12 protein-coding genes are annotated in these 14,441 nt (G+C 66.2%); 7 read left to right on the forward strand and 5 right to left on the reverse strand.

Annotated features, from left to right (window positions below; translation table 11 throughout):
* Positions 1-103: 103 nt before the first annotated feature.
* The gene (gene msrB / locus ACED18_RS19735; RefSeq protein ID WP_377295314.1) at positions 104-520 is read left to right on the forward strand and encodes a peptide-methionine (R)-S-oxide reductase MsrB; all 417 of its coding nucleotides are present in this window, start codon (positions 104-106) and stop codon (positions 518-520) included.
* Positions 521-523: 3 nt separating this feature from the next.
* Here the strand turns inward: msrB and ACED18_RS19740 are convergent, their stop codons facing one another.
* Complete coding sequence (locus ACED18_RS19740; RefSeq protein WP_377295315.1) at positions 524-1,177, reverse strand: hemolysin III family protein; 654 nt, start codon at positions 1,175-1,177, stop codon at positions 524-526.
* Positions 1,178-1,487: 310 nt separating this feature from the next.
* Between ACED18_RS19740 and ACED18_RS19745 the strand changes: the two genes are divergently transcribed.
* On the forward strand, positions 1,488-3,068 hold the full coding sequence (locus ACED18_RS19745; RefSeq protein ID WP_377295316.1) for a hypothetical protein: 1,581 nt from the start codon (positions 1,488-1,490) through the stop codon (positions 3,066-3,068).
* 144 nt (positions 3,069-3,212) lie between these two features.
* Here ACED18_RS19745 and ACED18_RS19750 read toward each other — a convergent pair whose 3' ends face one another.
* Entirely contained in the window at positions 3,213-3,635 is a 423-nt protein-coding gene (locus ACED18_RS19750; RefSeq protein WP_377295317.1) for a universal stress protein, read from the reverse strand.
* Positions 3,636-3,906: 271 nt separating this feature from the next.
* Between ACED18_RS19750 and ACED18_RS19755 the strand changes: the two genes are divergently transcribed.
* Positions 3,907-4,800 carry a VOC family protein gene (locus ACED18_RS19755; RefSeq protein ID WP_377295318.1) on the forward strand — a complete coding sequence of 298 codons (894 nt, stop codon included), beginning with the start codon at positions 3,907-3,909 and terminating at the stop codon, positions 4,798-4,800.
* A 114-nt stretch (positions 4,801-4,914) separates the two neighbouring features.
* Here ACED18_RS19755 and ACED18_RS19760 read toward each other — a convergent pair whose 3' ends face one another.
* On the reverse strand, positions 4,915-5,208 hold the full coding sequence (locus ACED18_RS19760; RefSeq protein ID WP_377295319.1) for a DUF2798 domain-containing protein: 294 nt from the start codon (positions 5,206-5,208) through the stop codon (positions 4,915-4,917).
* A gap of 455 nt (positions 5,209-5,663) precedes the next feature.
* On the opposite strand from ACED18_RS19760, the gene ACED18_RS19765 reads away from it, so the two are divergent.
* From ACED18_RS19765 to ACED18_RS19780, 4 genes are all read left to right on the forward strand, one after another.
* The gene (locus ACED18_RS19765) at positions 5,664-6,581 is read left to right on the forward strand and encodes a LysR family transcriptional regulator (protein ID WP_377295320.1); all 918 of its coding nucleotides are present in this window, start codon (positions 5,664-5,666) and stop codon (positions 6,579-6,581) included.
* Positions 6,582-6,686: 105 nt separating this feature from the next.
* Positions 6,687-8,783 carry a S9 family peptidase gene (locus ACED18_RS19770; protein WP_377295321.1) on the forward strand — a complete coding sequence of 699 codons (2,097 nt, stop codon included), beginning with the start codon at positions 6,687-6,689 and terminating at the stop codon, positions 8,781-8,783.
* 95 nt (positions 8,784-8,878) lie between these two features.
* A complete protein-coding gene (locus ACED18_RS19775; RefSeq protein WP_377295322.1) occupies positions 8,879-10,207 on the forward strand; it encodes a DUF2254 domain-containing protein in 1,329 nt (442 codons plus the stop codon).
* A gap of 347 nt (positions 10,208-10,554) precedes the next feature.
* A complete protein-coding gene (locus tag ACED18_RS19780; RefSeq protein WP_377295323.1) occupies positions 10,555-12,900 on the forward strand; it encodes a glucose/quinate/shikimate family membrane-bound PQQ-dependent dehydrogenase in 2,346 nt (781 codons plus the stop codon).
* 67 nt (positions 12,901-12,967) lie between these two features.
* Here the strand turns inward: ACED18_RS19780 and dmeF are convergent, their stop codons facing one another.
* Together dmeF and ACED18_RS19790 are read right to left on the reverse strand one after the other, a co-directional pair.
* The gene (dmeF, locus tag ACED18_RS19785) at positions 12,968-14,041 is read right to left on the reverse strand and encodes a CDF family Co(II)/Ni(II) efflux transporter DmeF (RefSeq protein WP_377295324.1); all 1,074 of its coding nucleotides are present in this window, start codon (positions 14,039-14,041) and stop codon (positions 12,968-12,970) included.
* Between the two features lie 118 nt (positions 14,042-14,159).
* Entirely contained in the window at positions 14,160-14,432 is a 273-nt protein-coding gene (locus ACED18_RS19790) for a metal/formaldehyde-sensitive transcriptional repressor (RefSeq protein WP_377295325.1), read from the reverse strand.
* Positions 14,433-14,441: the final 9 nt, after the last annotated feature.

The raw sequence follows: 14,441 nt of genomic DNA on the forward strand, positions 1-14,441 counted from the left end.
ATCGTGACACGTCGGATGCAGTCTGTCTTGCGATCGCCTGCGCGGCGGCATTGTTTGCCGCGCAGCCTTGCCTATATCCTTGTCTGCACCACAGGAGGACGCCATGGAAACCGCACACAAGCTGAAAGTGGAAAAAAGCGACGCGGAATGGCGGGAGATCCTCACCCCCGAACAGTACCGGATCACACGCCAGCACGGCACGGAGCGGGCGTTTTCGAGCCCGGATTTCGATCTGAAGAAGAAGGGCACCTATCACTGCATTTGCTGTGACCGGCTGCTTTACCGTTCGGATGCGAAGTTCAATTCCGGCACCGGCTGGCCGAGTTTCTTCCAACCCGCCAGCCGCGATGCCGTCACGGCCCATCGCGATCTTTCCTACGGCATGGACCGGGTGGAAATCCGTTGCGCGGACTGCGATGCCCATCTCGGCCACGTCTTCCCGGACGGTCCGCAGCCGACGGGCCTGCGCTACTGCATGAACGGTGTCGCGCTGCGCTTCGAGGCGGCCGAGGAGGCCTGAGCCTCAATTGCCCAGCACGCTCGCCACGGCGGAGTAATGGACGGCGGCGGCGGTCATCACGAAGCCGTGCCAGATCGCGTTTTGAAAGCGCAGCTTTTCCCAGACGTGAAAGATCACCCCGGCCGAATAGATCACGCCGCCGATGACGATGAGGACCATGGTCACGGCCGGCAGCCGGTCGAGCAGCGGGCCGGCCGCCATGACGCCGCTCCAGCCCATGGCGAGGTAGAGCAGGATGGCCAGCCTGTCGAAGCGGCCGGGAAAGCCGAATTTCAGCACGATGCCGCCCGCCGCGATCAGCCAGATCGCAATCAGCATGCCGAGCAGGAACGGATCGTCCGCCCCGCGCTGAAGGAAGGGCGTGTAGGTCGCTGCGATCAGCACGAAGATCGCGGAGTGATCGAACCGGCGCAGGATCCATTTGGTGCGCGAGACCGGATAGAGATTGTAGAGAAACGAGATCCCGATCGCGAGCACCAGCCCGCAGCCGTAGATCCAGACGGCGGCCAGTTCGCCCGTCGTGCCGAAGAAGGTGGCATAGGCAATGAGCGCGGTCGCGCCGACCAGCGCGAAGGCGAGGCCGCAGCCATGCACGATGCCGTCGGCAATCAGCTCGAAGCGGTCATAGTTCCACTTGATTGGCCCAATCTGTGTCATTCCGCCTGCCTTGGCCTTCTCATGTCGTCCGTGCATATGTCGCCTGTTTGAGGCACAATTGCGCCTTGGGACAAGCTTGCCACAGGCCATCCGTCTCCTTCAACCGGAGGGGCGTTCCTTCGGCGGAAAAATCCGCGGGCGGACGGGGAAGGCACGGAGGAGCGCGGCATGTCTCAAGGGGGCGGGCTGAAGCGGAGCGGCGGGCAGTGGCATCGCTTGTGGCTTGATCCGATTGCGGTTTCGGGGAAGATATCGGCGTGGGCGCGCGGGGCGCGTGGGCGCCGGAATGAAGGAACGGATGATGCGGGACATGAATGACAGGATGCGCGACGGGCGTCGCGAGGGACGCGGTCTGCGGATGAGCGGCCCCGGGCCCTGCCTGCAGCACGCGACAGCATCGTCCGGCATTCACGACGCCTTGCCCACCGGGCACGGCGCAATCCGGGCCCTGATCGCAGGCCTCGTTCTCACCACCGCGCTTGCTGCCTTGCCGGTTTGCGCCACCGCGCAGATGGTGTCGTCACCGCAGAGCTACGGCAAGGCGCCGGCGCCCTCGCCTGCCGCTCCCGGCCACACGCAGCGACCGACGACCGGAGACGTGCCCGCCAAGACGCCGCCGACCACGGGCGGACAGCAGACGCCCCCGTCACCGGAGACGACGCCCGAGGCCGCGCCGGAAACCGACACGACCGACGACGGCGCGGACACCGACGCGGCGGAAAGCCCGAAGGACCGCTGCGATTCGCTCGCCTCCGATCCGCTCGACGATGACCGTCGTCGCGACGTCGATGTCGTGGAGTGGGACGATCTCGATCCCGGCGGCGCGATTGCCGCCTGCAGCGAGGCTCTGGCGGCCGAGCCGAACATCCTGCGCCTGAAGTACCAGCTCGCCCGCGCCTACGAGAAGAACACCGATTACGCACAGTCCGTGAAGCTCTACCGCGAACTTTCCGACCGCGGCTATGCGGCCGGCATTGCGGGCCTTGCCTATGCCTATGAGAATGGCGAGGGGCTGGAGAAGGACGAAGCGCAGGCCTTTGCCTGGTACACGAAGGGCGCCCAGCGCAACAATGCCTGGTCGATGTTCAACCTTGCCAAGTTCTACGACGAGGGCCGGCAGGTGCCGGAGGACGACCAGACGGCGCTCGCCTGGTATGTGCGGGCCGCCGAACTCGGCAATGCGCGCGCCATGACGGATGCGGGCTTCCTGCTGGAGACGACCACGACCGATCTCCATGACCTCGTGAAGGCACGGGAATGGTACACGAAGGGCGCCGAGGCCGGCAATGATGTCGGCATGGCGAACCTTGCCAACTTCTTGATGAACGGCACCGGCGGCCCGAAGGATCTGGAGGGGGCCTTCAAGTGGTACAAGGCCGCTTCCGACCTCGGCAACATGGATGCCACCAACGGGCTCGGCTATCTCTATTACGAGGGCCTGGGGGTGGAGAAGGATGTGGCCGAGGGGATGCGCCTCTACCAGATCGCGGCTGACGGGGGGAGCGGCACGGCCTATACCAATCTCGGCTATGCCTCCGAGACCGGCGTCGGCGCGCCGCAGGACTATGCCAAGGCCTATGAGCTTTACGTGAAGGGCGCCGATCTCGGCGACAGCCTTTCGATGAACAATCTCGCCAACCTCGCCGACCAGGGCCTCGGCACCGCAAAGGATGCGGCCAAGGCGGCGGAGTGGATGGAAAAGGCGCTGCGCGCTGGCGGCATCTATGCCCGCGACCAGATGCGCGACAATGCCGCCGAGTGGTCAGTGGATTTCCGCAAGGCGCTTCAGGCGCGACTGAAGGAGCAGCAGATCTACACCGGCGCGACGGATGGCGATTTCGGCGCCGGCACGCAGGACGCCATCGACAAGATCTTCAACGTGCCGCTGTGACGGCGGCGGGGCGCGGCGCCGTGTCGATGGTCGATCGACCCGCGCGCGAAGGCCCGCGCAAGACGGCGCACAGGGCACGCAGGCGTCTCCCCCGTCCATCCCGCGGGTGTCGTCGGCGTTAGCTTGCCCCGTCCATGACCGCCCTCACCGATCCACCAGCACGGCGCAGGGGCAGTGGCTGACGACGCGGTTGGCGGTGGAGCCGATGAAATAGTCCATCAGGCCCGGCCGGTGCGAGGCGATGATGACGAGATCGGCCTTTTCGTCGCCGGCAAAGCCGTTGATCGTGGCCGCCGGGCTGCCGGTGCGGACCACCGCGCGGCCCTTCACGCCATGCTTGGTGATGAAGCCGTTGAGCGTCGTTTCCGCATGCTTGCGGCTTTCCTCGACCATTTCCAGCGGAAAATCGACGATCATGTAGCCCTGCGCATAGGCGTAGAGGTCTTCGACGACATTGAGCAGGATGATCTCGCCTTCGGGATCGACAAGCGCCTGGGCGATGTCGATCACCTTTTCGCCGTGTTCGAGCTGGTCGATGGCAATGGGCACAATGATCTTCTTGTACATCGCATGTCTCCTTGTGAACGGCCCCGCCCCGCCTTTCGGGCCAAGGCGCGTCGGGCTGTCTTGATGGCCTCACTTGATGGAATCTAGGGCGCTCGCGCCTTGATCGTAGTCAACGGCGGCACGCGATACGGTGCACAGCCGTCAACAGGCGTTGAACGGTCAATCGCCGTTCCCGGGGCTTCTGCACCATCCGGTTTTGCACGATATTCCCCTCATAGACGGGCGCCGGGGGCGCCACATCAACCGGGCTGGAGCCCGAAGGACGCCGACCATGAGCGACACCGCCATCCTTTCCGCGCAGGGCCAGCGGCACGCGGCCGATCACGCCGTCTCGATGCCCGCCTTTGTCGATCACGCCCATCTCGTGGTGCGCGACCTGCCGATGGTGTCGGCCTGGTATCAGCGCATCCTTGGCCTCGTTCCTCTTGAGACATCGGCGAGCGGCGAAACGCTGGGCGCGGGCGGGCGCCCTCTGCTGACACTGACGACTTCGGGCGATGCCCGGATCGGCGGCCAGCGCGGCCCCGGCCTTTTCCACAATGCCTTCCTGATGCCCGACAGGACCGAACTCGGCCGCTGGCTGGCCCATGCGGCCCATTCCGGCGTCGCGCTTCAGGGCGCATCCGATCACCTCGTCAGCGAGGCCATCTATCTCGCCGACCCCGAGGGCAACGGCATCGAGGTCTACCGGGACAGGCCGCGCAGCGAATGGCGCTTCCAGCCGGACGGCACGGTCGCCATGGCGACGCTGCCGCTCGACCTGCAGGCGCTCTATGACGAGAGCCCGAAAACCGGCTTTGCCACGGCACCGGAGGCCACGACGCTCGGCCATATCCACCTTCAGGTCTCGGCGCTGCCGGAAGCGGACATGTTCTTCCGCGACGTTCTCGGCCTCGGCCTGATGGCGACCTATCCCGGCGCGCATTTCTACGGTTCCGGCCAGTACCATCACCATGTCGGCGCCAATATCTGGAATTCACGCGGTGCGCCGAAACGCGCGGGACAGGTGACGGGGCTTGCCGATTACGCCGTCCAGTTCAACGACCGCGCCCGCTTCGACGCCGCCCTTGCCGCCCTCGACCGGCTGGAAATCCCCGTCGCCCGCAACGGCGACCGCGCCACCCTCACCGACCCCTGGGGCATCGGCGTGACGCTGGTGGCGTGAGACGGCGCCTGTAGCCCTTCCCTCCCGCACCGGCATCCCCCTGCCCCGCCGGTGACCGGAGACCAGACCGCCGCGCGGACCGAAAGGCTCGCGCGGCGTCTTCGTTTCTAGCCATCACGGGTTCTGGTGGATGACGAGTGCGACGAGGCGCATGACAACGGGGCGCACCGCCAGCACCGAGAGGAAGGCGACCGGCATGGCGAGCGCATAGGCGCCCAGAATGCGCCCCGGCAGCCCGGCATCCACACCGGTATTGGCGCCGACGATGACCGTGCACATGATCATCGCCATGATGGCCGCCATGAAGAAGGCGAAGACCCACGGCAGGTGGCGGGGATGCAGCCGCGCGGAACGGCGGGCACGGCGGGAGGACGGCGCAGCCTGCGCCGGGGACGTCTGATGGGGCATGGTGGTGTCCTTTGGTCGGCAACCGGCGCGGCTTCCTTGCCAGCGCCGGGGGTGTTTCGCATTACTGGGAACCGGAACGAAGCATTCTCTCCGCTCGATGTGCGGCAAGAGATACAGGCGGCGCGGTCCCCGCGGTAGACGAGCGGTGGCGACGACATTCGTAATTGAAATTTACGAATAACTGGGGGATTATGCGGGAAAGCCGCCGATCGAATGACGAGCGCGGTGTGGCGATGTCATCCCCTCCGTCCTTCCGGACATCGCGCCCGCTAGGGAGAGATCGACTGGGAAAACCGCTCCAAGCAAAGGCCAAATTGCGCCTTGGCGCCTGAGATGAAGCGGCGAGCTTGCCTCTGGCCAATCTCCCCCCTTGCGGGGGAGATGTCCGGCAGGACAGAGGGGGGTGCAAGCCCGCCCTCGCGTACCGATACAGACCCGTCGCCCACGGAGCCCCCATGGAAAACCTGCGCAGCATCGAGTGTTTCGTCCGGGCCGCCGAGGGCGGGAGCATTGCGGCGGCGGCGCGGCGGCTGGGGATCACGCCGGCGGCAGCGAGCCAGAATATCGCGCGGCTGGAAGAGGCGCTGGGCACACGGCTTCTTCTGCGCACCACGCGGCGCCTGGCGCTGACGGAAGCCGGCCGGGTCTATCTGGAGCGGGTGGGCGGCATCCTGCAGGAGCTGGAACTCGCCTCGGCGGCCGTTTCCGCCATCGGGGAAAGGCCGCGCGGGCGGCTGAAGGTCGCCTGCTCGGTCGCCTTCGGGCGGCATGTGCTGTCCACCATCATCCCGAGATTTACGGCGCTCTACCCCGAAATTTCCTTCGAACTGAAACTCGGGGACTTTGCCGCCGACCATTTCGGCGACGATGTGGATGTCAGCATCCGCTTCCAGCAGCAGCTCGAGCCCGGGCTCATCACCCGCAAGCTCAACAGCGCGCCCATGCATTATTGCGCCGCGCCCGCCTATCTCGAAAAGCACGGCGCACCCATGCGGCCGGAAGATCTCGCCCGGCACGACTGCCTCGTCTACCGCCTGCCGATCGACGGGCGCATCATGACATGGGGCTTCGTGCGCGCGGGCGTGCGCTTCGATGCGCCGGTGCGGCCGGCCATCGTCGGCAACGACATCGACACGCTCGCCGAATTCGCCGTGGAGGGCGCCGGCATCACCCGGCTCGGCGCCTTCATTTCGGAGCGCTACCTTCGGGAAGGCAGTCTCGTGCGCGTGCTGGTCGACCAGGACCCCTCCATCCCACCCGCCATCCCCGAGCCGCTCGACTTCCACATCTGCGTGGTCGATCGCCTCGCCGAAACGCCAAAAGTACGCGCCTTCATCGACTTCGCCGTCAGCGAACTGAAGAACCGCTGGTAGCCCGGGCCGGCCCCACCCCGCCCGCACTTCGCGCTTGATCGCCCCTGCCGCCGCCTCTATCTCTTAACCACTTCCCGTCGTTTCCCGAACCGGAGCATTCCCGTCTTGTCAGTCTTCCAGAACCTGCCCGCCCCGCCCGTCGCACCGAAAAAGCCCGTGTCCGACACGCGCCACGGCATCACCCGCACGGACGACTATGCCTGGCTGCGCGACGAAAACTGGCAGGCGATGTTCCGCGATCCCAGCATTCTTGACCCGGAGATCCGCGCCCATCTGGAGGCCGAGAACGCCTACCAGAAGGCCGCCATGGCCGACACGGACGCGCTGCAGAAGGCGCTGTTTGCCGAGATGAAGGGGCGCATCAAGGAAGACGACAGCTCCGTTCCCATGAAGGACGGCCCCTTTGCCTACGGAACCTCTTTCGTCACCGGCGGCGAGCAGCCGCGCTATTTTCGCGAGCCGCGCGAGGGCGGCGACCGGCAGGTGCTACTTGACGGCGACAAGGAGGCGGCCGGCAAGGCCTATTTCCGCCTTTCCGGCCTCGACCACTCCACCGACCATTCCCGCGGCCTCTGGGGCTATGACGACAAGGGTTCGGAGTATTTCACGCTGCGCGTGCGCGATCTCACAACCGGCGAGGACTTCGCCGACGTGATCGAGGCGACGGGCGGCGGCGGGGTCTTTGCGCCCGACGGCAAGAGCTTCTTCTACACCGTGCTCGACGAAAACCACCGTCCCTCGAAGATCTTCCATCATATCCTCGGCACGCCGCAGGCGGATGACCGCCTCGTCTACGAGGAGGAGGATTTCGGCTTCTTCATGGGGGTCGGCGGCTCGCTGCTCGATGATTTCATCTTCATCGACATTCACGACCACGAGACCAGCGAATATCGCCTCATCCCGACCTCTGACCTCACCGCCGAGCCGAAGATCGTCGCGCCGCGCGAGACCGGCATCGAATATTCGCTGACGGAGGGCGGCGACGTCTTCTACATCCTCACCAATGCCGATGGCGCCAAGGACTTCAAGATCGTGGAAGCCCCGGTCTCGGCCCCCGAGCGCGCCAACTGGAGGGATGTCGTGCCGCACACGCCCGGCTCGCTGATCCTCTCGCACATGGCCTTTGCCCGCCATCTCGTGTGGCTGGCACGCGCCGACGGCCTGCCGCAGATCGTCATCCGTGACAGGGCCACCGGCGAGCAGCACACGATCGCGTTTCCGGAAGAGGCCTATTCGCTGGGGCTGCAGGGCGCAGCCGAGTACGACACCGATGTCATCCGCTTCTCCTACTCCTCGATGACGACGCCCTCGCAGCTCTACGACTACAACATGGCGACGCGCGAACGCACGCTCCTGAAGACGCAGGACGTGCCCTCCGGGCACAATCCGGACGACTACGTCACACGCCGCGTCTTCGCGCCCGCCCATGACGGCGAGAGCGTGCCGGTGACCCTGCTCTACCGCAAGGATACGCCGCTCGACGGTTCCGCGCCCTGCCTGCTCTATGGCTACGGCGCCTATGGCATCACGATTCCGGCCGGCTTCAACACCAATTGCCTGTCGCTGGTGGATCGCGGCTTCGTCTATGCCATCGCCCACATCCGGGGCGGCAAGGACAAGGGCTTTGCCTGGTACGAGACCGGCAAGATGGCCGACAAGCCCAATACCTTCAAGGACTTCATCGCGGCCGCTGACTATCTGAATCAGGAAAAGTTCACGTCCTACGCGAAGATCGTCGCGGAAGGCGGCTCGGCCGGCGGCATGCTGATGGGCGCCATTGCCAACATGGCGCCGGAAAAATTCGCCGCCATCATCGCCGCCGTGCCCTTCGTGGATGTGCTGAACACCATGCTCGACGACACGCTGCCGCTGACCCCGCCGGAATGGCCGGAATGGGGCAACCCGATCGAGAGCGAAGCCTTCTACAAGATCATCGCCGGCTACAGCCCCTACGACAACGTGGCCGCAAAGCCCTACCCCGTCATCCTCGCGCTCGCCGGCCTCACCGACCCGCGCGTCACCTACTGGGAACCGGCCAAATGGGTCGCCAAACTGCGCGCCCACACCACCGGCACCGCCCCCATCCTCCTCAAGACCAACATGGACGCCGGCCACGCCGGCGCCTCCGGCCGCTTCCAGCGCCTGGAAGAGATCGCGTTTGAGTATGCGTTCGCGCTGAAGGCGGTGGGGGTTGAGGGGTAGGACCGTGCCGCTAGTTTACCCTCACGGCGCGGGTCGCTTTTGATCCTCGCCGGCCGGAGCCCGTGTCTTCCGGCCAAGGCAGAGGGAAGATCACCGTGAATCACTGGGTCTGGCTTTTCGGCAAGATCGCGCGACGGTTATGGTTTCGTGCGAGCCTCTATTGCCTCGCGGGGATCTCTGCGGCGCTGGCGGCCATTCTGCTCGGGCCCTACATTCCGGCGTCGCTGACGACGAAGCTCGGGGCGGATGCGGTGGGGTCGATCCTGACGATCATCGCCTCCTCCATGCTGGCCGTCACAACCTTCTCGCTTTCCACTCTCGTGTCCGCCACGGCGTCGGCGGCCGGCAGTGCCACGCCGCGGGCCACGACGCTGATGCTGGAGGACGAGACGGCGCAGCGGGCGCTGGCCACCTTCCTCGGTGCCTTTCTCTTTGCGCTCGTCGGCCTCATCACGCTGCACACCGGCGCCTACGGCGATGGCGGGCGGCTCGTGCTGTTTGCGGCCACGCTTGTGATGATCGCGCTTGTCGTGCTCACGCTCCTGCGCTGGATCGATTATCTCGCGCGTCTAGGGCGCATGGGCGAAACGATCGCGCGGGTCGAAGCGGTCGCCGAAAGAGAGATCGACGCCTATTGCAAGGCGCCGCTCAACGGTTGCCGCCTGCTGACAACGGTGCCGGCGCAGGCGGTCTTCGTGGAGCCTGAAAAGCCCGGCTATGTACAGCGCATCGATTTCACGACGCTGCAAGGGCTGGCGGAGAATATGGATGCCAGGGTCTTCATCCTGCGCCGGCCGGGTGGCTTGACCGGTCCTGGCCTGCCGCTCCTGGCGGTGGCCTGCGAGAGCCGCGGGCTTTTCGACGATCAGGCAGAGGCCCTGCGCAAGGCGTTCGTTGTCGATCGGCAGCGCGATTTTGCACAGGATCCGCGCTTCGGGCTCGTCGTGCTTGCCGAGATCGGCATTCGCGCCCATTCGCCGGCGGTCAACGATCCCGGCACGTCGATCGATGTCGCCAATGCGCAGTTGCGCCTGCATGTCAGGCTGGCGGAGGGCGAGTTGAAAGCCCAGATCAAGGCCGAGGCGGCCGCGGGTGAGACGGACGGCGGCGCGACCACCGGTGGGGATGCGACGGTGTCCTTCCCTCGGCTGCACCTCCCGCCGATCACGCCGGCCGATTTCTTCGAAGACTCCTTCCTCGGCATGGCGCGCGACGGCGCAGGCGCGCTGGAATTCGCGGTGCGGCTGCAGAAAATCTTCCACGTTCTCATGCATGTGGATCACCCAGCGACCCGCGTTGCCGCGCGCCAGATGGCAGAGGAGGCAGCCGAGCGCAGCCTGGCCGCCCTCACCTTCGCAGCTGACCGGCAACGCTTTCTCACCGCCTGCAAGACACTGGACCTGAAGATCACCGGCGCAGACTAGAGTATCTCCCTCCGAAGCCAGGCAGCAGACGCATCGCTTCTCCGCGCGCCTCTGCCGCGGCGGTTCAAAGCACCACTGTTGCCATGGTCCGGCAGGCGCAGGCCTGTCCCTTCCGCCACAGATTGGCCTTGAACCCGCCGCCGCGGGCGCTACCTCCCCCGCGTTGCAGGTTGTGCCCATCAGGCTTGCCTGCCCAACCGAACCCCGATCCCTTCCGGGTCGCCCGCATCTCGTACGCCGGCGGCCGTTTCGGAAAAATCATCCGTTCCTCCAGGGACTTCCCGGACCCGACGGGAGGACCGCGCTCGCGCGTCCGCATGGTCCCTGGTCATGTCAGGAGACGGCACATGGTGCTCTTTCTCACGTCGGTCGTCTTCGGACTGATCGGCCTCGTCCTTACCCTCGGCGGCATCTGGCTCGCCCTTCTGGGCGGCAGCTTCTATTACGTGCTGGCCGGCCTTGCCTTCATTCTCACCGCCGTCCTCCTTTTCCGCCGGTCCTCAGCGGCGCTGTGGGTCTATGCCGGCATCATCATCGCCAGCCTTGCATGGGCCGTCTGGGAAGTCGGCTTCGACTGGTGGCAACTCGGTCCGCGCGGCGGCGTCATCGTCGTGCTCGGCCTGTGGCTGATGTCGCCGTGGGTCAGGCGGCCGCTCGGCTATCCCGGCGTCAGCGCGCCGCCCTATGTGCCGAGTGCGGCGCCGGTGACCTTCGCCGTTCTCGTGGCCGTGGCCGTCGCCCTGTTCTCCATGCTGCAGGATCCCTATGACCGGGCGGGCACGCTGCCGACGGAACGGGTGGCGGCGGCGGCGCCGGCTCTCGGCGGGTCCGTGCCCGAGGGCGATTGGCACCAGTATGGCCGCACACCCTATGGCCAGCGCTACTCACCACTGGCGCAGATCACGCCGGAGAATGTCTCCTCGTTGAAGGTCGCCTGGCAGTACCAGACGGGCGACGTGAAGCGGCCGGACGATGTGGGCGAGACGACCTATCAGGTGACGCCGCTGAAGGTGCGCGACACGCTCTACCTCTGCACGCCGCACAACTGGGCCATCGCGCTCGATGCCGCCACGGGCAAGGAGAAGTGGAAGTACGACGCCAATTCCGGCATGAACCCCAACCGCCAGCACCAGACCTGCCGCGGCGTCAGCTATTATGCCGATCCCGCCGCCGTGCCGAATGCGGCCTGCGCCGAGCGCGTCTACCTGCCGACCTCGGATGCCCGTCTGATCGCGCTCGACGCCGCAACCGGACAGGTGTGCACGGGCTTTGCCGACAAGGGCGCGCTGCATCTCGAAAAGGGCATGCGCTACCAGCCGGCCGGCTACTATTACTCCACGTCGCCGCCGGTCATCACCGGCAACACGATCATCATCGGCGGCGCCGTCAACGACAACTATTCCACGCAGGAGCAGTCGGGCGTCATCCGCGCCTTTGACGTCAACACCGGCGCGCTGATCTGGAACTGGGACAGCGGCAATCCCGACGCCACCGAGCCGCTGCCGGAAGGGCAGTTCTACACCACCAATTCGCCGAACAGCTGGTCGGTGTTCAGCTATGACGAAGGCCTCGGCCTCGTCTATGTGCCGCTCGGCAACCAGGTGCCGGACCAGCTCGGCATGGGACGGTCGGAGAATGTCGAGAAGTTCTCCTCCTCCATCGTGGCGCTCGACATCAAGACCGGCAAGCTGCGCTGGGTGCGCCAGACGGTGCATCACGATCTCTGGGACATGGACGTGCCGGCCCAGCCGGTGCTGATCGACCTCAAGCGGCAGGGCGGCGAGGTCGTGCCGGCGCTGGTCGGCCCCACCAAGCAGGGCGACATCTACGTGCTCGACCGGCGCACCGGCGAGCCGATCATTCCGGTCAAGGAAGTGCCCGCCCCCGGCGGCGCGATCCCGGAGGATTTCTCCTCTCCCACCCAGCCCATGTCCGATCTCAGCTTCTCGCCGAAGCCGCTGACGGGCAAGGACATGTGGGGCATCACCATGTTCGACCAGCTCGCCTGCCGCATCTCGCTTCTGTCGCACAAATATGAGGGGCGCTATACGCCGCCGTCGCTGGAAGGCACGATCGTCTATCCCGGCAATTTCGGCACGTTCAACTGGGGTTCGGTCGCGGTCGATCCGGAGCGGCAGGTGATGTTCGGCATGCCGACCTACCTTGCCTTCACCTCGAAGCTGGTGCCACGCGACCAGATCCCGCCGAAGGGCGCGGACGAGAAGGCTTCCGAGCAGGGGCTCAACCGCAATGACAGAGCGCCCTATGGCGTCTTCATGGGGCCGTTCCTCTCGCCGCTCGGCATTCCCTGCCAGGCGCCGCCGTGGGGAACGGTGGCGGGCGTCGATCTTTCCACCGGCAAGGTCGCCTACCAGCACCGCAACGGCACGGTCATGGACATGACGCCGCTGCCGCTGCCCTTCAAGGTCGGCGTGCCCGGCATTGGCGGGCCGATGATCACCCGGGGCGGCGTCGTCTTCCTCGGGGCTGCGGTCGACGATTATCTGCGCGCCTACGACCTGACCGACGGTCGCGAACTCTGGAGCGCCCGCCTGCCGGCCGGCGGACAGGCAACGCCGATGAGCTATGCGACGGAAGACGGCACGCAATATGTGCTGATCGTTGCCGGCGGCCATGGCTCGGTCGGCACCAAGCCCGGCGATTACGTCATCGCCTACAAGCTGGATCGGTAAACATCAGGACGCCGCCCTCCCCGGGCGGCGTTTTCTCGAGACACGTGGAATGGCGCCGGGTCCGGCGCTATCCCGCCACCGGCGTACTTACCTCCACCGTCAGGTGCGAAAGCATGGGCATATCCGCCAGCTTGGCGCGGATGGCATCGCAGACAGACGGCTCGCGGCTTCTCACCGAAACGATGGCGCCGTGGTGGCCAGGGCCGAGCGGCCAGACGTGCAGGTCGGTGATCTCGGCGGCATCGGGACCGAGTTTGCTGCGGATATCGACGGCAAGCCTCGCGCTGTCGGCGTCGCCATCCACCAGCACCAGGGCGGTGCGGCGGATGAGGCCCAGCGACCAGCGGGCGATGACGAGCGCGCCGACCACGCCCATCAGCGGATCGAGCGCCGCCCAGCCATAGAGACTGCCGGCCACCAGTGCGGCGATCGCCAGCACCGAGGTCAGCGCATCCGCCAGCACATGCAGGTAGGCGGCCTTCAGATTGTTGTCGTGGCCGGCACGGGCCTGGGTCCGGGCGGCATGGGCATGGGCGGCATGGCCGTGGTCGTGGTGCCCGTGACCGTGATCATGATCATGATCATGATCGTGGTGGGCGTGGCCGTGGCCGTGATGATGCCCATGTGCGTGACCGTGATGATGATCATGGCCGTGATCATGGGGCACATCTCGGAGCAGCCAGGCGGAGACGAGATTGACGACGAGCCCGATGACGGCGACGAGGATGGCCTGGGAGAAATCGATCTCGACGGGAGCGTAAAGGCGCATCAGGCTTTCCCAGCCGATCAGCAGCGCGACCAGCGCCAGCAGCACGGCGCTCGCGAAGCCCGCGAGATCGCCGAACTTTCCGGTGCCGAAGGTGAAGCGTGGATCATCGGCCTTCAGCCGGGCCTGCCGGTAGGCGAGCGCGGCGATCAGCATGGCGCCGGCATGCGTCGCCATGTGCCAGCCGTCGGCGACGAGCGCCATGGACCCATAGACCGATCCCGCGACAATCTCGGCCACCATGGTGGCGGCCGTCAGGGCGATGACGATGCCGACGCGCCGTGCGTTGCGGTCGTGGTCGGCGCCCAGAAAATAGTGGCGGTGCGGGGCGGCAAGACGGGTGGCCGTCGTCACGGTGGCTGCCTCATGGTTCATGGGTTTCTCCCTTCGCTTCGAGCGCCGCGCGTCCCTCCGGAGGCGCAAAGGCCGCTCTCATTCTTTCAATCCGCACATCGTCTGATCCGCCTCTCGATCCGGAGGCTCGGACGATGCGCTAGCGCATGTAGGTCTTGAGGACGGCGGAGAGTTCTTCCGCAGCGCGGCGGCGTGCCTGTTCGTCCGGCGCCTCCACGACGTGCTCACGCAGATGGTGGTCGATGATCTCCCCCGTCAGTCCGGTCAGGGCTCCACGCACGGAGGCGAGGAGTTGCAGGGTCTCGCCGCACTCCGCCCCGCTTTCCAGCCCGCGCTCGACGGCTTCCAATTGGCCCTTCATCCGGCGGATGCGGGCAAGCAGTTTGGCGCTGTCGCGTTGGGTGTGGGACATTCCGACCTC

It is taken from the genome of Rhizobium sp. SG2393 (genome assembly GCF_042610495.1).
GTDB lineage: Bacteria > Pseudomonadota > Alphaproteobacteria > Rhizobiales > Rhizobiaceae > RU20A.

Excerpts from the sequence above, each read along its gene's own strand:
- msrB (WP_377295314.1), top strand. The coding sequence starts at position 104 with ATGGAAACCGCACACAAGCTGAAAGTGGAAAAAAGCGACGCGGAATGG.
- ACED18_RS19750 (WP_377295317.1), bottom strand. The coding sequence starts at position 3,635 with ATGTACAAGAAGATCATTGTGCCCATTGCCATCGACCAGCTCGAACAC.
- ACED18_RS19740 (WP_377295315.1), bottom strand. The coding sequence starts at position 1,177 with ATGACACAGATTGGGCCAATCAAGTGGAACTATGACCGCTTCGAGCTG.
- ACED18_RS19780 (WP_377295323.1), top strand. The coding sequence starts at position 10,555 with ATGGTGCTCTTTCTCACGTCGGTCGTCTTCGGACTGATCGGCCTCGTC.
- ACED18_RS19790 (WP_377295325.1), bottom strand. The coding sequence starts at position 14,432 with ATGTCCCACACCCAACGCGACAGCGCCAAACTGCTTGCCCGCATCCGC.
- ACED18_RS19745 (WP_377295316.1), top strand. The coding sequence starts at position 1,488 with ATGAATGACAGGATGCGCGACGGGCGTCGCGAGGGACGCGGTCTGCGG.
- ACED18_RS19755 (WP_377295318.1), top strand. The coding sequence starts at position 3,907 with ATGAGCGACACCGCCATCCTTTCCGCGCAGGGCCAGCGGCACGCGGCC.
- dmeF (WP_377295324.1), bottom strand. The coding sequence starts at position 14,041 with ATGAACCATGAGGCAGCCACCGTGACGACGGCCACCCGTCTTGCCGCC.
- ACED18_RS19760 (WP_377295319.1), bottom strand. The coding sequence starts at position 5,208 with ATGCCCCATCAGACGTCCCCGGCGCAGGCTGCGCCGTCCTCCCGCCGT.
- ACED18_RS19765 (WP_377295320.1), top strand. The coding sequence starts at position 5,664 with ATGGAAAACCTGCGCAGCATCGAGTGTTTCGTCCGGGCCGCCGAGGGC.